The organism is Scytonema millei VB511283 (genome assembly GCF_000817735.3).
GTDB classification, from domain to species: Bacteria; Cyanobacteriota; Cyanobacteriia; order Cyanobacteriales; family Chroococcidiopsidaceae; genus Chroococcidiopsis; species Chroococcidiopsis millei_B.
Map to the genome: position 1 here is coordinate 353,372 of NZ_JTJC03000005.1, position 19,218 is coordinate 372,589.

17 protein-coding genes are annotated in these 19,218 nt (G+C 43.7%); 11 read left to right on the forward strand and 6 right to left on the reverse strand.

Annotated elements, in window-relative coordinates:
• Nucleotides 1-59: 59 nt before the first annotated feature.
• Nucleotides 60-797 carry an undecaprenyl pyrophosphate synthase gene (gene uppS / locus QH73_RS19210; protein WP_039715861.1) on the reverse strand — a complete coding sequence of 246 codons (738 nt, stop codon included), beginning with the start codon at nucleotides 795-797 and terminating at the stop codon, nucleotides 60-62.
• A 317-nt stretch (nucleotides 798-1,114) separates the two neighbouring features.
• Between uppS and QH73_RS19215 the strand changes: the two genes are divergently transcribed.
• Nucleotides 1,115-1,723 carry a GNAT family N-acetyltransferase gene (locus QH73_RS19215; protein WP_052290086.1) on the forward strand — a complete coding sequence of 203 codons (609 nt, stop codon included), beginning with the start codon at nucleotides 1,115-1,117 and terminating at the stop codon, nucleotides 1,721-1,723.
• An 82-nt stretch (nucleotides 1,724-1,805) separates the two neighbouring features.
• On the opposite strand, the gene QH73_RS19220 is transcribed toward QH73_RS19215, so the two are convergent.
• The 4 genes from QH73_RS19220 to QH73_RS19235 all read right to left on the reverse strand — a co-directional run bounded on the left by QH73_RS19220 (nucleotide 1,806) and on the right by QH73_RS19235 (nucleotide 7,002).
• Nucleotides 1,806-2,381 (reverse strand): hypothetical protein, encoded by a 576-nt coding sequence (locus QH73_RS19220; protein WP_039715860.1) that lies wholly within the window; start codon nucleotides 2,379-2,381, stop codon nucleotides 1,806-1,808.
• Nucleotides 2,382-2,447: 66 nt separating this feature from the next.
• A complete protein-coding gene (locus tag QH73_RS19225) occupies nucleotides 2,448-3,677 on the reverse strand; it encodes a type II secretion system F family protein (protein WP_039715859.1) in 1,230 nt (409 codons plus the stop codon).
• 85 nt (nucleotides 3,678-3,762) lie between these two features.
• Complete coding sequence (locus QH73_RS19230; RefSeq protein WP_039715858.1) at nucleotides 3,763-4,887, reverse strand: type IV pilus twitching motility protein PilT; 1,125 nt, start codon at nucleotides 4,885-4,887, stop codon at nucleotides 3,763-3,765.
• Between the two features lie 105 nt (nucleotides 4,888-4,992).
• Nucleotides 4,993-7,002, reverse strand: coding sequence for a GspE/PulE family protein (locus tag QH73_RS19235; RefSeq protein ID WP_039715857.1), 2,010 nt, complete (start codon nucleotides 7,000-7,002; stop codon nucleotides 4,993-4,995).
• A gap of 326 nt (nucleotides 7,003-7,328) precedes the next feature.
• Between QH73_RS19235 and grpE the strand changes: the two genes are divergently transcribed.
• The 8 genes from grpE (at nucleotide 7,329) to gshB (ending at nucleotide 14,237) form a co-directional block, all read left to right on the forward strand.
• Nucleotides 7,329-8,093 (forward strand): nucleotide exchange factor GrpE, encoded by a 765-nt coding sequence (grpE, locus tag QH73_RS19240; protein ID WP_039715856.1) that lies wholly within the window; start codon nucleotides 7,329-7,331, stop codon nucleotides 8,091-8,093.
• Entirely contained in the window at nucleotides 8,094-8,243 is a 150-nt protein-coding gene (locus QH73_RS19245) for a hypothetical protein (protein ID WP_165587738.1), read from the forward strand.
• Nucleotides 8,221-10,134, forward strand: coding sequence for a molecular chaperone DnaK (dnaK, locus tag QH73_RS19250; RefSeq protein ID WP_039715855.1), 1,914 nt, complete (start codon nucleotides 8,221-8,223; stop codon nucleotides 10,132-10,134). The genes QH73_RS19245 and dnaK overlap by 23 nt, the downstream gene beginning before the upstream one ends.
• 223 nt (nucleotides 10,135-10,357) lie before the next feature.
• Nucleotides 10,358-11,491 carry a molecular chaperone DnaJ gene (gene dnaJ / locus QH73_RS19255; protein WP_015153790.1) on the forward strand — a complete coding sequence of 378 codons (1,134 nt, stop codon included), beginning with the start codon at nucleotides 10,358-10,360 and terminating at the stop codon, nucleotides 11,489-11,491.
• Nucleotides 11,488-11,739 carry a sulfurtransferase TusA family protein gene (locus QH73_RS19260; protein WP_039715854.1) on the forward strand — a complete coding sequence of 84 codons (252 nt, stop codon included), beginning with the start codon at nucleotides 11,488-11,490 and terminating at the stop codon, nucleotides 11,737-11,739. Before dnaJ ends, QH73_RS19260 begins: the two co-directional genes overlap by 4 nt.
• A gap of 97 nt (nucleotides 11,740-11,836) precedes the next feature.
• Nucleotides 11,837-12,943, forward strand: coding sequence for a small ribosomal subunit biogenesis GTPase RsgA (rsgA, locus tag QH73_RS19265; RefSeq protein WP_039715853.1), 1,107 nt, complete (start codon nucleotides 11,837-11,839; stop codon nucleotides 12,941-12,943).
• A gap of 45 nt (nucleotides 12,944-12,988) precedes the next feature.
• The gene (grxC, locus tag QH73_RS19270) at nucleotides 12,989-13,261 is read left to right on the forward strand and encodes a glutaredoxin 3 (RefSeq protein ID WP_039715852.1); all 273 of its coding nucleotides are present in this window, start codon (nucleotides 12,989-12,991) and stop codon (nucleotides 13,259-13,261) included.
• 4 nt (nucleotides 13,262-13,265) lie between these two features.
• Entirely contained in the window at nucleotides 13,266-14,237 is a 972-nt protein-coding gene (gene gshB / locus QH73_RS19275) for a glutathione synthase (protein WP_039715851.1), read from the forward strand.
• Between the two features lie 86 nt (nucleotides 14,238-14,323).
• Here gshB and recA read toward each other — a convergent pair whose 3' ends face one another.
• Nucleotides 14,324-15,397, reverse strand: a complete 1,074-nt coding sequence (recA, locus tag QH73_RS19280) for a recombinase RecA (protein ID WP_039715850.1) — start codon at nucleotides 15,395-15,397, stop codon at nucleotides 14,324-14,326.
• Between the two features lie 338 nt (nucleotides 15,398-15,735).
• On the opposite strand from recA, the gene xseA reads away from it, so the two are divergent.
• Nucleotides 15,736-16,974: an exodeoxyribonuclease VII large subunit gene (gene xseA / locus QH73_RS19285; protein ID WP_039715849.1), complete on the forward strand. Its 1,239-nt coding sequence runs from the start codon at nucleotides 15,736-15,738 to the stop codon at nucleotides 16,972-16,974.
• Between the two features lie 124 nt (nucleotides 16,975-17,098).
• Complete coding sequence (locus tag QH73_RS19290) at nucleotides 17,099-19,111, forward strand: glycoside hydrolase family 55 protein (protein WP_052290085.1); 2,013 nt, start codon at nucleotides 17,099-17,101, stop codon at nucleotides 19,109-19,111.
• The last annotated feature ends 107 nt before the right edge of the window (nucleotides 19,112-19,218 follow it).

Sequence of the window (19,218 nt, forward strand, 5' to 3'; positions counted from 1 at the left end):
GGTGGGCAACGCCCGCCTTGTCTTGTAAAGTAGACTTAGCAACGCCCACCGCTCAAAAATTAGGAAGCAATCTGACCAAAACGACGATCGCGGTTTTGATAAGCGAGTAAAGCGTGATGAAAGGCAGTGCGATCGAAGTCGGGCCACAAAATATCTGTAAAATACATTTCTGTATATGCCATTTGCCACAATAAAAAATTACTCAATCGCATTTCTCCACTAGTACGAATCAATAAATCTGGATGAGAAGTTCCAGTAGTGTAAAGATATTTTTCAATCAAATCTTCACTAATTTCTTCAATTTCAATCTTTTGTTGTTGAATCTGTAAAGCAATTTGCCGACAAACTTGAGCGATCTCTTTGCGACTACCGTAATTTACAGCCACAGTAAAGTGAATGGCTGTGTTATTAATTGTGTGTGCGATCGCACGTTCTATTTCTCTTTGCAAAGACTGAGGTAATACTGACAAATCTCCAATAAAGGAAATTCGTACTCCTTCTTTTTGTATTTGAGCTAATTCGCGTTGTAATAGTCGCTCAAACAGTAACATGAGAAAATCGACTTCTTGTATAGGTCGTCGCCAATTCTCGGTCGAAAAAGCGTAAACTGTTAGTGCTTCGATTCCCCAATCTTTACAGCAGCGAAGTAGTTCTTTTAAAACTTTTGCTCCTTGGCGATGCCCAGCAAGACGCGGTAATCCTTTTTTGGTAGCCCAGCGTCCGTTACCATCCATAATTACAGCAACGTGTTTGGGTAAGTTTTGAGAATCTAAATCGATAGGTAGTTTATATTGCATGGAATTTATAGATAAAAATGTTACGCAAAGACAAGAAAAAGTAGACACACCTACTGATACGAGCTTGAGAATCAAGGAGAAGATCTCGGCTCTGTTTCTCATAGCTTAAAAGTCAAAGAACTAGTTTTCAGTCGGTTAAAGTCGGCAAGTTTATCTATTCAAAAGTCGGAAAATTCGGAAAAGTCGGAACTCAAATGTACGACTAAGCGACTAAATACATAACCGCGATCGCCACGCAGTAGAGGGGAGAAATAAGACTACCAAGGGTAATGCAATACCACACTTTTAGACGCACAAATTTGAATGCATGAATCTAAATGCAAGAAACATCCTCAGTAGAAATATCTATTCGTCAGGCTCGTACTAGCGATCGCGATCGAATCATCCAGTTGCATAGTCAGTCAATTCAGCAACTTTGTACGGCTGATTATAACCCGGCACAAATTCAAGCTTTGCTAGAAGATAAAAAAGTGTATGGGACAAAATCGTGGGGTGATGTTGTCTTAGTAGCAGAGTATGGCGAAGAGATTGTAGGGTTTTCGGCTTTGATGCAGGGTACGATAAGTGCAATGTACGTCCATCCAAAATGGACGCGACAAGGTATTGGTAGGCGTTTGTTACAGGCGATTGAACGAGAAGCTATATTTCGGCGATGGCAATGGTTATTTGTGAAAGCTTCCGTTACGGCTGTACCTTTTTATCGAGCTTGCGGCTATCAAATTCTACATCCCACCCAAATGATGGTTGCTCGTAGAGAGTGGGTTCCTTGTGTTGATATGCAAAAGCAATTAGTGGCAACAATTAGCCAACAGCGATTGCCTTCTCGACAAACAGCAATTTGTTGGCAAATTGTACAATTATGTTTAGTTGGTCTAATCGTATTAGTCGCGATCGCAAAGATGATGCAATGGTTATTACCTCGATAGCGATCGCATTTAATTACAATACATTTGTAGGGGCGCACAGCTGTGCGTCCCTACTTTTATCTGTTTTCGTTACTATTTCCTTTCATCTAGCCAAATTTTCAGGAAATGCCTCTTCTATATCCTCTACTGAAGTTGGAAGGCGATCGATAAAAGGTAAACTAGCTCCTTGTAAACCCCGTTTAATGCGTTCTGGAGTTTCAGGAAAAATGATAAATAGTGGAAAAATGCTATTAGCTCCTTCACTAAAAATGTGTTGATAAGGAAGAGGCATAATCCACTCGTATTCTTTATCCAATAACACTTGCGTTTGTCGCCAGCGTCCTAAGAAATCGGAAAAATCTTCATTGGGACGATAAATAAATAGAAAAATTTCTACTCCAGTTTTAATTTTCCACTCTGGATCGCACATGAGAAAAGCAAGATCGCAGGGTAACAAAGTCGTTTCTGTAGCTTTGATTGTATTGCGTTCTTTACTGGTTGATGTTGAATGTCGCAGCCGAATTATAGGTAAAGGAATTGGAATTACACTTTCATGAGGGCGGCGTAAACTTGGAAGCATTTCTAAATAAGGACGATGCTGCTTCAATAAGGCGATCGCTGCTGCGCGATCGCTATACTCTGCTAAACATTCTTCATAACAAGATTTTTTAATAGTCATAATTATTTCATTAATAGTTAATAGTTAATGGTTGAACGAGTTAACCACTAACTACTAACAATTTACTTAACCCAATTTTTCAAATACCTTGAACATAGGTAGGTACATCGAAAGAAGAATTCCCCCAACCATACCACCTAAAACTACAATCATAATTGGCTCAATAATACTAGTGAGAGCTTTAACAGCTTGCTCGACTTCATCTTCATAGAAATCAGCAACTTTCATTAACATACTATCTAATTCACCAGTTTCTTCACCAATACTAATCATCTGAATTGCCATGACGGGAAAAACTCGTTCTTTTTGTAGCGCTAAACTAATCATTCCTCCTTGTTGAATCTCTTTACGAGCTGCATCTACAGCATTGGCAATAATTTGATTACCAGCTGTGTCGCGAACAATTTCTAGAGCAGTTAAAATCGGCACTCCCGAACGAGTTAAAGCACCAAAAGTACGACTAAAAAGAGCTACAGATGATTTTTGAATTAAGTCACCGAATAATGGAACTTTCAGAGAAATTCGGTCAATGGTTTCCCGACCTAATCGAGTTTTGTAATATTGTCGATAAACAAAACTACCACCAATAAAAACTACTACGGGAATTATTGCACTTGGACTTCTTAGAACTGCACTGATCCACAACATGAATTTTGTCAGTTCTGGTAATTCTACTCCTAATTGCTTAAAAATATCAGCAAAAATAGGTATGAGAAATATAGTCATACCAAGAAAAATCAGTACGGCTATAATTCCAACTGCAATTGGGTAGGTTAAAGCAGATTTAATCTGATTTTGCAGTCGAGCGCGGTCTTCTAATAACTTAGATAATCGGTTCATGACTTCATCAAGAACACCACCAACTTCTCCAGCTTGTACCATACTGACGTACATATAATCGAAACAACCTGGATGTTTCCGCATTGCCTCAGACAAGTTCATCCCCTGCTGTACATCAGAACTAATGTCTATTAAAGCTCCTTTCAGTTTTGGGTTAGTACATTGTTCTGCCATTACACCCAGGCTTCTTACAATTGCTACACCTGCATTAATCAGGGCAGCAAATTGACGAGAAAATACAGCTTTATCTTTAACAGATACCTTTGCTAGAGCTGCCATCAGAGGATCTAAGCTGAGATTACCACTCAACTTAAATTCTTCTGCTTGTTTGAGTTCTTGAATAAAAAGACCTTTCGATCGCAAGCTAGAACGTGCTGCTGCTATTGTGTCAGCAACCACTTTTTCTTTTTTAGCGTTTCCTTTCGCGTCACGAACGCGAGCAACAAATGTAGGCATATTTCAGATCTTTTATGAGATAGAGAATATAGAAGTTGTAGAGACATAATCTATGTGCCTCTACAGATGATTTCCTAAGAATTATTTAATGCATAGCAGCACCTGCTCTCATACCAGCTTTTGCGCCACCTCCTGGAGTATTACCAATCAAACGCTGTAATTCATCCGGTTTAGATGTTTTAGACATTGCTGCTTCAAACGAAATTAGACCAGTTTTGTACTGATCTGCTAAAACTTTTTCCAAAGTTTGCATACTCAAATTTCCTCCAGTTTGAATTGCCGAGTAAATTTGAGCTGTTTTTCCTTCACGAATTAAGTTAGAGATAGCAGGGGTAACAATCATAATTTCCTGAGCCATAACTCGACCGTATTCGCCTGGTTTAGGGTTCTTTTTAGATACGAGAGTTTGACTGAAGACTGCCACAAGTGAGTTAGATAACTGAACTCGAATTTGTTGCTGTTGTTCTGGAGGGAATACATCTACCATCCGGTCAACAGTTTGAGCCGCAGAACTCGTGTGTAGCGTACCAAATACTAAGTGTCCTGTTTCTGCTGCCGAAATCGCTAACTGAATTGTTTCTAAGTCACGCATTTCACCTACCAGAATTACATCTGGATCTTCCCGTAAAGCTGCCCTGAGCGCATTAGCAAAACTTTTTGTATCTTCTCCAACTTGACGCTGATGAATCACACTCTTGATTGGTTCGTAGACAAATTCAATCGGATCTTCAACTGTGATAATGTGTTCTGCTCGCGTTGTATTAATATTATTAATCATGGATGCTAGGGTAGTAGACTTCCCCGACCCAGTTGGTCCTGTTACCAAGACTAATCCTCGTGGTTTTTCTGAAATTTCCCGCACAATATTCGGCAAATTTAAAGTTTCCATGCTAGGAATTTTGGATGCTAGCGCTCGCAAACAAGTGGCATACGTACCTCGGTCTTTATATACGTTGACACGAAAGCGAGCTAGTCCCTTAATTCCGTAAGAACAGTCTAGTTCCCAGTTTTGTTCTAGAGTTTTACGCTGGGTATTATTTAACATACTAAAAATTAGCCTTTGACACTGTTCTGCTGTGAGTGGTTCGTGTTCCGTTGGAGTCAACTTTCCACTGATACGGATGTATGGTGGTAAACCTGCTGAAATGTGTAAGTCCGAACCACCCGAGTTAATAACTTCTTCCATTAAGTCTTCAATCATTAATTCCATGAGTTAATCTCCTTGAAAGTTATATTTGTAATTTGTAATTGGTAATTGTTGGTTGTTCGTTTTGACTTTTGACTTTTAACTTTTGACTTGCCCATCACCGATTGTCTAGTCACTAAATCGTGGAGTCATACAATAAGGACACTCAAACCACTCTGGTTGTAATTCTGCATGACAAGTTTTGCACTCTAGCGAACTTTTACGTTTTGCTTTCAGTTCCGCTTCCAAACCAGAATCAGTAAAAGTGACGCGCTCTACTTCTTCCAAAGTCGTGTTACCTTGCATAACTAACTCCAGACTATAAGCTAACAACGTTTTCATGCCCTCTTCTACGGCTGCTTCTTTAATCCGTTCGCTGGGCGCTCCTTCAGTAATTAAGTTTTGTAGTCGTTCTGTGACGCGCATAACTTCATATACACCACAACGCCCTTTATATCCAACACCACCGCATTTAGAGCAAAGTTGATTTTTAGCTTTAGCGTCTTGAATTTCTTCTGGCTCCAAAGATTTAGCTTTGTAAAGCGTTAGTTCGACATCTTTAGAACTCGCCAGCCCAAACCGAGCTAACTCATCAGCACTGGGAGTATAAGGAATGCGACAATCAGAGCAGACGCGCCGCATCAAACGTTGAGCCACAACCCCTAGCAGCGCACCGGACACCATGAATGGTTCTACACCCATTTCGTCTAAACGAGAAATTGCCCCAGCAGCATCATTAGTGTGTAGAGTTGTCAATACCAAGTGTCCCGTTAGTGCTGCCTCAATAGCGGTTTTTGCCGTTTCCTTGTCCCGTGTTTCACCAACTAGAATTACGTCTGGGTCTTGTCGTAGAAAAGCCCGCAAAATCGAAGCAAAATCCATTCCTTTTTCTCGAATCACCTGAACTTGGGTAATTCCTGGTAGAGAATACTCAATTGGGTCTTCAGCCGTGCTGATATTTACCCCTGGATCGTTGCGTTCTGCCAAAATTGAGTACAGGGTAGTCGATTTACCGCTTCCCGTCGGACCCGTAACCAAAAGCAGTCCAAATGGACGACTTGCCAAGTCCCTCACAATTTGCAGACTCTCTGTATCGCTAATTAATTTGTCTAACCCAAGTTGGGTTGATGAGTTATCCAAAATTCGCAAAACAACTTTTTCCCCGTAACGACTGGGTAGGGTGTTGACGCGAAAATCTACTTTTCGTCCTTCAAAGACGCGGCGGATGCGACCATCTTGGGGTGCGCGTCGTTCGGCAATATCTAATTCAGCAATAATTTTAAATCGAGCTGTCACCGCAGGAACGATTTGTTTGGGTAGGGGGTCAAAAGCCTGCCGCAATACTCCATCTCTACGAAATCGGACGCGCAAGTACTCTTCTTGGGGTTCAATGTGAATATCTGAAACTTTTTCTTGTAACGCTTTGATCAGAATTTTATTCACTAGGGCAATTACAGGAGCTGCATCTGCATCTTTAAGAGATGCACCTAAATCTGCGTCACCCTCCTCTGGTGCATCCTGTAAATCAAGTCCGTCTAAATCTACGGTGAAATCAACGGCATTAGCATTATTTCTCTGAGTATCTGCCTGCTGTTTTTGTTTTTCTACATTTTCATCTAAATATTTAGAAAGAAGTTCTTGGAAGTCTTCTAGTGTAATGACCGTCCTTTGCAATCCAATATCGCGGGGGCGAAGAATACGGTTTAAATTATCTTGGGCATCCAAATTATCTGGATCGACCATTGCTATCAAAACGGACGGAGGCTCATCACTTTTTGATATAGGTAGCAGCCGATAGCGACGACAAATATCAATCGGGATTAAAGTATCGATCAACTCACCAACTTGACTAGTGCCAATCTGATTGATTTCTGGATCGAGAAACTCTACACCGTAGAGAATTTTTAGCTCGAATAGCTGTTGTTTTTTATACTGTCTAATTAAATCTGGTGGTAGTTGTCGTCCAGTTATAGCTTCTAAAATCTCCGGTAGCGATCGCCCGGTCGAGCGACTTTCGCTCAAAGCCTGCTTCATCTGCTCTTTACTGACATACCCAGTCTCAACTACTTTGTTGCCAAAAGGAGACAAGTCATTTTTGACAATTAAGGCACGTCGCTGCATTGAAGAGGAGTAAGACATAATCGCTACTAAAATTTTGCATAATCAAGTATTCCCAAATAGAGTGTTCCCAAATCTCAAGAGAAATATTACAGAGGCGAGAGGCAGTGAAAGAAGTCGTAAGTCGTAAGTCATAAGTCATAAGACATTCTCCCTGCTCCCTACTCCCTGCTCCCTTTCTTCGCTGATAACTGACTCCCCGTGCAACTGCGCCTGCAATTATTGCATCCTAGAAGAGATAAGTTTGCGCACAAGCTCAAGGCTAGTGGCTGGAGTAAACCATATATCTGTATATCTGTAACCTCTTCCACAGCCGCACAGTTGTTAGGATTTAGGATTGGGACATAATGATTGACGAAGAAAAGCAGACGGAAAACGCAGCTAACCAAGAACCACAACAGCAAACACAGCAAACGACGAACGAGGTAACAGCCAAAACAATGAACTCAAATGCATTCGGAGAATTTGAAACACAGGCAAACGCTCCAGAAGTAGATGCTAATGTGGCATCGAACGAGAACTCAGTTGAAGTAGAAAAGCCTGACACCACCTCCACCGCGCCTGAAGCCGATAATCGAGCTGCTTTGTTAGAAAAGGAGCGGGAGATCGAGTCACTCAAAGCTAGCTTGGAGGAGCGTACCACTCAATACATGCGCATGGGTGCAGATTTTGAAAATTTTCGCAAACGCACGCTCAAAGACAAAGAAGACTTAGAGCAAAAGATTAAACAGAATACTCTACAAGAAATTCTACCTGTGGTAGATAATTTCGAGCGGGCAAGAGCGCAGCTCAAACCGCAAACCGATGCTGAAATGAATCTTCACAAAAGTTATCAGGGAGTATACAAGCAACTGGTAGATTGTCTCAAGCGGCTGGGTGTTTCGGCAATGCGACCTGAAGGCAAAGAGTTTGACCCGAACCTACATGAAGCGGTCATGAGAGAACCAACAAGCGAGTACCCTGAAGGCACGGTGATTGAAGAATTGGTCAGGGGTTACTACTTAGGCGATCGCGTGTTGCGCCATGCTTTGGTAAAAGTAGCTACTGCCCCAGAAGAAACACCGTCAGAAACAGTAGTAGCAGAACCTCCATCCGAAGTGACAGAAAGTTGAGTGAAAAAATATCTTGGGAGTGAATGCATTGAGACAAATTCTGGGAAATATATCGTAGAGCCAATTTACTGCGCCGATCGCGATCTGGGACGACGCTACATCAATAAACGCCACCTTACTGCTGAATATGGGAAAAGTTATTGGGATTGACTTAGGAACAACGAACAGTTGTGTTGCCATTTTAGAGGGCGGTCAACCATTGGTGATCCCCAATTCAGAAGGTGGACGAACAACTCCCAGCGTGGTTGGCTTTGGTAAAGCCAGCGATCGCTTGATCGGTCAGTTGGCAAAGCGTCAAGCCGTCACGAATGCCGAAAACACTGTTTACAGTATCAAGCGGTTTATCGGGCGGCGTTGGAACGAAACTCAAGCAGAACGTCAGCGCGTCCCCTACAAATCCGTTAGAGGACGCGATGACACTGTAGATGTCCAAATTCGCGATCGCACCTACACTCCCCAAGAAATTTCTGCCATGATCCTGCAAAAGCTCAAGCAGGATGCAGAAAATTTTTTGGGAGAAAGCGTAGACCAAGCAGTAATTACCGTACCAGCCTATTTTACCGATGCCCAGCGGCAGGCAACCAAAGACGCTGGAACGATCGCGGGATTGGAGGTTTTACGTATTATCAACGAACCGACAGCCGCCGCTTTAGCTTACGGCTTGGATAAGCAAGACCGAGACCAAACAATTCTCGTCTTCGACTTAGGCGGGGGTACTTTTGACGTTTCTATTCTGCAATTAGGAGATGGGGTATTTGAAGTTAAAGCCACCTCTGGCAACAATCAACTTGGCGGCGACGATTTTGATAACTGTATCGTGCGCTGGATGATTTCGTGCTTTCTAGACAATGAAGGTGTAGACCTGACTGCCGATCGCATGGCACTCCAGAGGCTACGAGAAGCAGCAGAAAAAGCCAAAATCGAACTGTCTACCCTTGGCAGCACGACAATTAATTTACCTTTTATCACGGCTGATGCTACCGGACCAAAACACTTAGAACAAGAGCTAAGCCGCGCCAAGTTTGAAGAGTTGGTCTTGCCTCTGATCCAAGCCACGATCGAACCGATGGTGCAAGCCCTCAAAGACTGCGGTTTACGCCCCCCAGATATCGATAAGATCGTGCTTGTGGGTGGTTCCACCCGCATTCCTGCCGTACAAAATGCCGTGCAAAACTTTTTTGGTGGCAGAACAGCCGAGCGATCGGTCAATCCCGATGAGGCTGTTGCACTAGGTGCGGCAATCCAGGGTGGAGTGTTGGGGGGCGAAGTAGAAGATGTCTTGCTACTGGACGTAACTCCGCTTTCTCTTGGAATTGAGACTTTAGGGGAAGTCTTTACAAAAATTATCGAACGCAATACAACCATTCCCACCAGTAAAGCGCAAATTTTCTCGACTGCTACCGACGGACAAACCTCTGTAGAAATCAAAGTTCTTCAGGGAGAAAGAGCTATGGCACGGGACAACAAAACTTTGGGAAGTTTTGTACTGACTGGAATTCCTCCTGCTCCTAGAGGCACGCCCCAAATTGAAGTTGCCTTTGAGATTGATGTCAACGGGATCTTAAAAGTGGCAGCATCAGATAAAGGCACTGGCAGAGAGCAAATCCTGCGGATTACTAACACAGGTGGCTTGAGCGCGAGTGAAGTAGAACGGATGCGCCAAGAAGCAGAAATGTTTGCCGAGCAAGATCGAAAACGCTTGGAACTGATCGAACTGAAAAACCAAGCAGAACACTTGCTACAAAGTTATTTTGTGACGCTAAGAGATAATAAAGAGCTAATTACTGAAGAGTTTAAAGCTCAGGCAGATGAAAAAGTTGCCGCACTCAAAACAGCCTTTGCTGACCCAGCTTCCACTGTTGAAGCGATCGAGCAAAGGCTGCAAGACTTCCAGCAAAACTTATTTGCTCTTGGAGCCAGCGTTTACGAACAAGCTCATCGCAGTAGCTCTTTTACTTCATCAGGTATGGACGACACCTTCACTTCTTCCTTTGGCGACGATAGTACGTATGCAGTAGACTACGAAGCAATTGAGGAGTAGTTATTTGTTATTTTTGAGTGGCTAGTGGCTAGTAGCTAGACTCTTTTCTAGTCACCAGCCACTAGCCACTAATAACTGAAAAGGATCGGTTTTGCCACCTTGTTGAAAGTACGGTGATTTGTCTACAGTGATTATGGAACTTTTGTAACTAAGCTGAAACGCGATCGCCGCAGGACAGCGTACAGACTCATCCCTCTTCTAACCACTAAACCAGCAGCGCTCTATGGCTCGTGACTATTACGAAATTCTGGGTGTTTCCCGCAGTGCGGATAAAGAAGAAATCAAACACGCCTATCGTCGCCTCGCTCGGAAATATCACCCCGATGTGAATAAAGAAACTGGAGCTGAGGAGCGGTTCAAAGAAATCAACCGAGCTTACGAAGTGTTATCGGAACCGGAAATGCGGGCGCGATACGATCGCTTTGGCGAAGCTGGTGTCGCAGCTGGTGCTGGGGCAGCTGGTTTTCAGGACTTTGGCGATATTGGCGGTTTTGCTGACATATTTGAAAGCTTCTTTAGCGGTTTTGGTGGTGCGGGCGCTCAAGGTGGGACGCGGCGGCGGAGCGGACCAGTCCGTGGCGACGACCTGCGGCTAGATTTGAAGTTAGATTTTAGAGAAGCGGTCTTTGGCGGAGAGAAAGAAATTCGCATTTCTCACCTAGAAACTTGTGAAGTTTGTAGCGGTTCTGGTGCAAAGCCTGGAACGCGACCGCGTACTTGTACGACTTGTAGCGGCTCGGGTCAGGTAAGGCGCGTTACCCGCACTCCCTTTGGTAGTTTTACGCAGGTTTCTACTTGTCCCACTTGTAACGGTACGGGACAGATGATTGAAGACAAGTGCGAAGCTTGCGACGGGAAAGGCGCTAGGCAAGTAACGAAGAAGTTAAAAATTACCATTCCAGCTGGGGTTGACAACGGTACGCGCTTGCGCATTTCTGGGGAAGGTGATGCAGGCGATCGCAACGGTCCGCCAGGAGATTTATACGTTTACATCTTTGTCAACGAAGACGCAGAATTTCGCCGCGACGGGATTAACGTTCTATCAGAAATTAAACTCAGCTACTTGCAAGCAATTTTAGGCAGCCGCATAGAAGTTAATACAGTAGATGGTCCGACTGAATTGATCGTGCCTGCTGGTACTCAACCAAATACTGTGATGACTTTAGAAAATCACGGCGTGCCGCGCTTGGGTAATCCCGTCAGCCGAGGCGATCACCTCATCACAATCTCAATCGATATTCCCACCCGCATTACCCCCGAAGAACGAGAATTGCTGGAAAAGTTAGCTAAAATTCGAGGCGATCGCACTGGAAAAGGTGGTATAGAAGGATTTTTGGGAAATCTGTTCCACAAATGAATCAATCATTTTTGTCATCTGCCGATGCTCAACTCGATCTACGCGGTACTCCCTGCCCGATTAACTTCGTTCGCACTAAGCTACGATTGGAAAAAATGACTCCAGGTAGCTTGCTGGAAGTCTGGCTAGACCCAGGCGAACCAATCGAGCAAGTGCCGGATAGTTTGACAATGGCAGGATATCAGATCGAGCAAATTGAAGAACGCGACGGGTTTTTCGTGCTTCAGGTGAGGCATCCTGTGAAATGAATTCGGAATTCGGAATTCGGAATTCGGAATTCGGAATTATTTTCAACGATCTTGGCTATTTGCTAGTTTTCTAAGCTTGAGAGTTTGTTAGTCATGCATGAATGATTTGCACAATTCTGAAATTCAACTCATAGAGGACACTTCACCTCTAGTGGGTACGGTAGTAGCAGTACAAGCAAACTACTACTGGGTAAGGTTAGATGCTCCAGGTTCAGAATTAACTACTCCCTCAGCTCCCTCAGCTCCCTCAGCTCTCTTGTGTACGCGGCGGGCGCGGTTGAAAAAGCTAGGACAGCAAGTCATGGTTGGCGATCGCGTTGTCATAGAAGAACCGGATTGGGCTGGTGGTCGAGGAGCAATTGGGGAAGTCTTACCCCGTCAAAGTCAGCTCGATCGTCCGGCGATCGCGAACGCGCAGCAAATTTTACTCGTATTTGCCCTGGCGGAACCAGACCTCGACCCGTATCAATTGAGTAAGTTTTTAGTCAAGGCAGAGTCTACGGGGTTAGAAATTTGTCTGTGCTTGAATAAAAGCGATTTGCTGTCAACCCAGCAGATTCATAATTGGCGCGATCGCCTAAATCACTGGGGCTATCAACCTTTATTTATCAGCGTCCATCAAGGAGTTGGAGTCGATCGAGTGAGCCAGCGTCTGCAAGCGAAAATAACCGTCATTGCTGGACCCTCTGGTGTAGGAAAATCGAGTTTAATCAACATGCTAATCCCAGAAGCGGGGTTGCGAGTTGGAGAAGTATCAGGGAAGCTGTTGCGGGGTCGCCACACAACGCGGCACGTCGAACTGTTTGAATTACCTACAAGGGGATTGCTAGCCGATACTCCTGGCTTTAATCAACCCGATCTTGACTGTACTCCAGAAGAGTTAGCTAGCTATTTTCCAGAAGCAAAACAACGCTTAGCTGTTGCTAGTTGTCAGTTTAGCGATTGCTTGCACCGCGACGAGCCGAATTGTGTCGTGCGGGGCGACTGGGAACGTTACCAGCACTATTTGGGGTTGTTAGAGGAGGCGATCGCCGATCGAGAACAACTGGCTCGTCAAGCCAATCCCGAATCAAATGTGAAGCTGAAAACCAAACGGGGTAAAAGTCAGTACGAACCCAAACTAGAAACGAAAAAATATCGCCGCCAGTCTCGCCGGACGCAACAGCAATCTCTCCAGGAGTTGTATCGAGAAGCAGAGGAATAGGGTCTAAAATTTAAAAAATGTTAACCTAAAAAATTGGAGATTTGTATGGCTCCTAAAGTCGAAATCTACACTTGGAGATCCTGCCCATTTTGCATTCGTGCCAAACAACTTCTTGCCAAAAAAGGCGTTGATTTTATCGAATACAGTATTGATGGCGATGAAGCTGCTCGCAAACAGATGGCACAGAGAGCAAGCGGTCGCCGTTCCGTACCCCAAATCTTTATCGACGATCGCCACATTGGGGGATGCGACGACATCTACGATCTGGATTTCCAAGGTAAGCTCGATCCGCTGCTAACCTCGGCTCAAGGAGCGTAAGCCATTGAGTTTAAAACTAGTTTTTATTATCGACCCGATCCATAAACTCGATCCAGGTCACGATACGAGCGTTGCTTTGATGGAAGCAGCGCAAGCTTTGGGACATGAAGTGTGGATAACTGAAGCTAGCCGCTTGGGGGTAGCTGAAGGGAAGGCATGGGCTGTTTTAGAACGGTTACAACTGAAACCAGTGCAATTGGTAGACGGGCGTTGGGTAGCGGAATTGGTTTGGTACGATTTGAGCGATCGCACCTGGATGCCTTTAGAAAATTTTGATGCTGTGTTCATGCGGACAGATCCGCCTGTAGATATTCCCTACCTCTACGCTACTTACATTCTCGACTTCATCGACCAGAGCAAAACTTTAGTCGTGAATAATCCCCAAGGGTTGAGGGCAGCAAATGAAAAAATGTTTGCCCTGCAATTTACCGATTTGATGCCAGAGACGATTGTGAGTGCGGATAAAAAAGTGATTCGCCAATTTTTAGCAGCAAAAGGGGCAGCGATTCTCAAACCACTGGGACTCAAAGCAGGTGAGGGAATTATCTATCTGGAAGAGGGCGATCGCAATTTCAACTCAATTGTAGAAATTAGCACTTACCAAGGCAAAATGCCCGTGATGGTGCAAGAATTTATCCCTGCTGCGAAAGAAGGAGACAAGCGGATTATTCTACTCAATGGCGAACCCATTGGAGCTGTGAATCGAATTTCCACCAGCGACGACTTTCGTAATAACATGGCAGCTGGCGGTACGGTAGCCAAAACCGAAATTACGGACAGAGAATATCAGATCTGTAAGGATTTAGCCGCTAGCCTAAGACAAAACGGCTTATATTTTGTTGGAATTGACGTTATCGGTGGTTATTTAACTGAAGTCAATGTCACTAGCCCAACAGGGATCAGAGAAATCGATAGACTCGATGGAATTCGTCTAGGAGAAACAGTGATGAAATGGTTGGAAAAGGTAAAAGGCTGAAACGGGAAGCGTAAAGGCGTGACGCACGTAGAAATGTAGAGACGTTACATGTAACGTCTCTACGTTTGTTAGGTATCAACTAAGTACTACTCGTCGTCAGCTTCCATTTCTTCGTCTTCATCTTCTTCGTGAGCTTTCACGGAGTTAGCTGAGACAACAGCACCCATATCGAGTTTTTCTCTGACGAGCTTCTGAATTTCCTGAGCGACCTCAGTATTCTCTTCCAAGTACTTAATCGTATTGTCACGACCTTGGGCAATGTTCTCGCCTTTGTAGCTATACCACGCACCTTTGCGCACAATTACGCCTGTTTCTTCGGCAATGTCTACCATACAACCTAACGTAGAAATGCCTTTGCCGAAGATAATATCAAACTCGGCGATCCGAAATGGAGGCGCAACTTTGTTTTTAGCAACTTTAACTTTGACGCGGTTACCAAATTCTTCCGTTCCCTTTTTCAAAGTTTGAATTCGACGAATATCTAACCGCACGGAAGCGTAGAACTTAAGGGCATTACCTCCAGTTGTCGTCTCTGGGTTGCCATAGGTTACGCCAATTTTTTGGCGTAGCTGGTTGAGGAAAATTACGGTACAACCAGATTTACCGATGTTACCCGTGATTTTTCTTAAAGCTTGGCTCATCAAACGCGCTTGCAATCCGACGTGGGTATCTCCCATTTCGCCTTCGATCTCGGCACGAGGAACGAGTGCAGCGACGGAATCTACAATTACAATATCAACCGCAGCCGATCGCACTAATTGATCGACAATTTCTAAACCTGCTTCGCCTGTATCTGGCTGGGAAACGAGGAGATTCTCAATATCTACACCCAAAGCCGCTGCGTAGGTCGGGTCGAGGGCATGTTCTGCGTCTACAAAGGCAGCAATCCCACCTGCTTTTTGCACTTCTGCGATCGCGTGCAGTGCTACTGTCGTTTTACCAGAACTCTCTGGACCGTAGATTTCAATTACCCGCCCTTTTGGTAAACCGCCGCCTAGAGCCAAGTCCAGCGTCAACGAACCGCTAGAAATAGTTTCCACGCGCATTCGGGTCGCATCTCCCAAGCGCACGATCGCCCCTTTGCCGAAATTGCGTTCGATTTGATTCAGGACTAGATTCAGGGCTTTTTGCTTGCCAGCAACATCATTGTTAATAGCCATTCGCGCCTCTAGGATAGGAGGTGTAAAAACTTTTACTTAACTAGTTTTAACTAGTGCAGATATACTATTTTAGTAGATTTATCCAGCACAGCATAGCATATGTAAGAATTCGGAATTCGGAATTCGGAATTCGGAATTAGCGATTAATCGCTGTTTTATGGGTTTTATCTCATTTTTGGGCAATCTTTCGGTTGTTCTCTCTTGATTTTGGTGTCTTCTCTTGGCTGCTTGCATGGATATGATTTTGGTCGCGCATAGACGCTCGAAGAGCGGCTTCTCGTAGAGTAGACGCATTCGCGAAGCAGAGATCTTCTGTCCTCCTTGTCTTCCTTATCCCCATGTCCTATACTTTCGAGTCCCAACTAGAAGAGGCTGTCATCTCGGTGGCTGGTCTAACCTCATATATTCAATTATTGCTGGAACATGATGAAGTGCTGCGGCAAGTGTGGGTGGTGGGAGAAGTTTCAAGTCTTAACCGCCATCCTAAAGGTGTGTTTTTGACGCTGCAAGATCCAGAGACAAATGCTGAGATTAAGTGTGTGGTATGGAATAGTCAGTTGTCGCGCTTAGCACAAATACCAGTGCAAGGGGAGCAAATCGTAGTTTTGGGTAGTATTCGCCTGTATCCTCAACGGGGACAATACCAACTGACAGTGTGGCAGGCTTTACCAGCGGGAGAGGGGTTGCTGGCGTTGAGACTGCGGCAGTTACGCGATCGCCTGGAGGCAGAAGGTTTATTCGATTTAGAACGCAAGAGAACTCTGCCAGCTCATCCTCAAGCGATCGCAGTTGTGACCTCACCGACGGCTGCGGCTTGGGGTGACATTCAAAAAACGCTCAAACGCTGCTATCCTGGTTTATCCGTTCTGTTTTCGCCTGCTACCGTGCAAGGAGAGCAAGCGCCGACATCTATAGTCAAGGCGATCGATCGCGTGGAACGAGACGGACGGGCGGAAGTGTTGGTACTTACCCGTGGTGGGGGCGCAGTGGAGGAGTTGGCTTGTTTTAACGATGAGAGAGTCGTGCGGGCAGTAGCTGAGTGTTCTATGCCCGTGATTACCGGAATCGGGCATCAGCGGGACGAGACTTTAACAGACTTGGTGGCTGATGCGTGCGCCCATACTCCTACAGCAGCAGCGGAACTCGTCGTCCCAGATTTAGCGGTTGTGTATGCCGAGCATCGGCAGAGGATAGAGACGTTACAGGCAGTTGTACAGCAACAATTAAATGTAGCAGGCGATCGCTACTATTCTCTCAGCAGTCGGTTGGGGCGTTTGCGTTTAGACCGAGAAATTCAGCGCGAGATTGAGTTTTTAAATTGGAAAAAGCAACAGTTAATTCAGGTGACTCAACAGCGATCGCAAAAAGCACGGCAACACTGTCATTTATTAGCACAGAAACTTGCTAGCCTCGATCCTCATGCGGTGTTGAAACGGGGTTACGCTGTAGTTCGGCAAGAAAACGGTGCGATCGCTCGTTCGGCTGCTCAGTTAGCCCCAGGACAAGAGTTATTAATTCAGCTCAGTCAAGGAAAAATCAAAGTTAAAGTTATCGAGAATTATCAATCTGAAATCTAAACTTCTTAGTACTACAGACAAAAGCCACTGACACAGGTTAAAACTTTCTACAGTATGGTGAGTCCGTGCAGATGGGCTTAGTTATTGTCGTCACGAATTTCGTTCGCTGAGGAAGAAGTTTTATATGAGAATTTCCGCAAAATTACGTAAATTTATTTGGTTGTTAATTTTATTTATATGGGTAGCTTTAGGGGCAATTTTTCTAGTACCACAATTAGCTCTAAAGTTTACAGAAATAACACTTTCGCGATCGGCAGACATAGCTAGCTCTAATATCCCTAAAACCGATTCGTCAGTACCATCTATTTCTGCATCACCTGGAGCGACTACCAACTCTATTAAATCAACACTTGTAGAAACTACTAATACCATCAAACCAATTATCTTTACTAGTAATGCAATCGATCGCAATCCAATCCAAAAAGTTTTTCCGAGCGATTTTATCTCAGCTAACGTTAAAACTCAATATGGTGCAAAAGGCGATGGTGTTACAGATGATACAGCAGCAATTCAAAAAGCTTTAGATGACGAACGCGACGAAGAACAAGATTATTTTGGCAAGCCAAAAGCTCTGTATTTTCCGGCTGGAACTTACTTAATAAGTAATACCTTAACTTGGAAAGGATGCTGCATAAATTTACAGGGACAAGGGGCAGGAATTAGTATTATTAAACTCAAAGACAAGACGAAAAGTTTTGGCGATCGCAATGCTCCTAAACCAGCGATACGGACTATAGATGGTAATATGTCATTTCGCCAAAATATTACAGATTTAACAGTAGATACGGGAAAAAATAATCCAGGTGCGATCGGCATTGACTATATTTCTAATAATTTTGGTTCTTTGTGGAATGTCTCAATTCGCTCTGGTGACGGACGAGGAAAAGTTGGTTTAGATATGTCGAGGCAATGGGCTGGACCTTGTTTAATTAAAGATGTTCAAATTCACGGCTTTGATTACGGCATTGTTACTAAGAACTTAGAATATGGTCCTACATTCGAGCGAATTACACTTCAACAGCAAAAAGTAGCAGGTATTCTAAATGATGGCAACACTTTAGCAATTCGCAAACTGCAAAGTATCAATTCTGTACCAGTAATTCAAAATCAAGCACAAGCAGGGATGATAATTGTTGTAGATGGTAATTTTCAAGGTGGTGCGGCAAACATCAGTGCTATTGAAAACAACGGTTATCTATATGCTAGAAACATCAATACTAGCGGTTATAAATCGGCAATTCATCACAAAGAAAATATGGTTCCTGGTACAAGTATCAGTGAATACGTTTCTGACAAAGTTTATAATTTATTTGATAGCCCAAAGCGATCGCTCAATTTACTAATTGAAGAAACACCAACTTTTGAAGATAAAAATCTAGCTAATTGGATAGCTTTTTCTCCTCAATGGTATGGAGAAACTGATACTTTACAGGATGCATTAAATTCGGGTAAATCGACTATTTATTTTCCTTTTGGTGCATACTTCTCTCACGATAAAAAAGTTTTCAATATCCCTGCATCAGTTCGACGTATTGTTGGTTTTTCGTCTGTTGTCAATGGTGGTGGAATTGTATTTCGTGTCGAGCAAAATAGCGATAAACCACTAATTATCGAACAATTTGGCTATGGAGTGTCAGTAGAACACGCTTCGCCACGTACTGTTGTCGTCAAACATGGCGGTTACGAATACAAAGACTTTCCAAAATCTGGCAAGGTATTTTTAGAAGATGTAGGAGTGAGTTTGCGAATTAACTATCCCCATCAAGTTTGGGCGAGACAGTTAAATGTTGAAACTTTAGATGCAGCACGTACTAAAATTGAGAATAAAGGCGGGACACTCTGGATTTTAGGACTGAAAACTGAAGGTAAAGGTTCAGTAATTAATACTACTAAAGGTGGTATAACGGAAGTTTTGGGAACTTTGATTTATCCAGTACATGACTTTACTGCTAAAGAAAAGCAGGACGCTGCATTCATCAGCAATAACTCTAGTCAATCATTGATTTATTCTGTCAGTGCTTATGGTGAAAACAAAAATTATGAGATTCAAGTAGAAGAAACTCGTAATGGTGTGAAGCGCCAACTACTAAGTAAGGATTTTTCTGGTAGAATGCCTTTGTTTGTAGGCTATAAATAGTGAGAAAAGTCAAAAGTCAAAAGTCAAAAGTCAAAAGTAGTAGGGTGGGCATTGCCCACCTATACTATTATTGAAGTAAGCTTACTAATATGTAAAATAAAAGTTCG

What these genes read in the sequence shown, in the direction of transcription:
- uppS (WP_039715861.1), bottom strand. Translation starts at nt 797, where the DNA reads ATGCAATATAAACTACCTATCGATTTAGATTCTCAAAACTTACCCAAA.
- QH73_RS19215 (WP_052290086.1), top strand. Translation starts at nt 1,115, where the DNA reads ATGCAAGAAACATCCTCAGTAGAAATATCTATTCGTCAGGCTCGTACT.
- QH73_RS19220 (WP_039715860.1), bottom strand. Translation starts at nt 2,381, where the DNA reads ATGACTATTAAAAAATCTTGTTATGAAGAATGTTTAGCAGAGTATAGC.
- QH73_RS19225 (WP_039715859.1), bottom strand. Translation starts at nt 3,677, where the DNA reads ATGCCTACATTTGTTGCTCGCGTTCGTGACGCGAAAGGAAACGCTAAA.
- QH73_RS19230 (WP_039715858.1), bottom strand. Translation starts at nt 4,887, where the DNA reads ATGGAATTAATGATTGAAGACTTAATGGAAGAAGTTATTAACTCGGGT.
- QH73_RS19235 (WP_039715857.1), bottom strand. Translation starts at nt 7,002, where the DNA reads ATGTCTTACTCCTCTTCAATGCAGCGACGTGCCTTAATTGTCAAAAAT.
- grpE (WP_039715856.1), top strand. Translation starts at nt 7,329, where the DNA reads ATGATTGACGAAGAAAAGCAGACGGAAAACGCAGCTAACCAAGAACCA.
- dnaK (WP_039715855.1), top strand. Translation starts at nt 8,221, where the DNA reads ATGGGAAAAGTTATTGGGATTGACTTAGGAACAACGAACAGTTGTGTT.
- dnaJ (WP_015153790.1), top strand. Translation starts at nt 10,358, where the DNA reads ATGGCTCGTGACTATTACGAAATTCTGGGTGTTTCCCGCAGTGCGGAT.
- QH73_RS19260 (WP_039715854.1), top strand. Translation starts at nt 11,488, where the DNA reads ATGAATCAATCATTTTTGTCATCTGCCGATGCTCAACTCGATCTACGC.
- rsgA (WP_039715853.1), top strand. Translation starts at nt 11,837, where the DNA reads ATGAATGATTTGCACAATTCTGAAATTCAACTCATAGAGGACACTTCA.
- grxC (WP_039715852.1), top strand. Translation starts at nt 12,989, where the DNA reads ATGGCTCCTAAAGTCGAAATCTACACTTGGAGATCCTGCCCATTTTGC.
- recA (WP_039715850.1), bottom strand. Translation starts at nt 15,397, where the DNA reads ATGGCTATTAACAATGATGTTGCTGGCAAGCAAAAAGCCCTGAATCTA.
- xseA (WP_039715849.1), top strand. Translation starts at nt 15,736, where the DNA reads ATGTCCTATACTTTCGAGTCCCAACTAGAAGAGGCTGTCATCTCGGTG.
- QH73_RS19290 (WP_052290085.1), top strand. Translation starts at nt 17,099, where the DNA reads ATGAGAATTTCCGCAAAATTACGTAAATTTATTTGGTTGTTAATTTTA.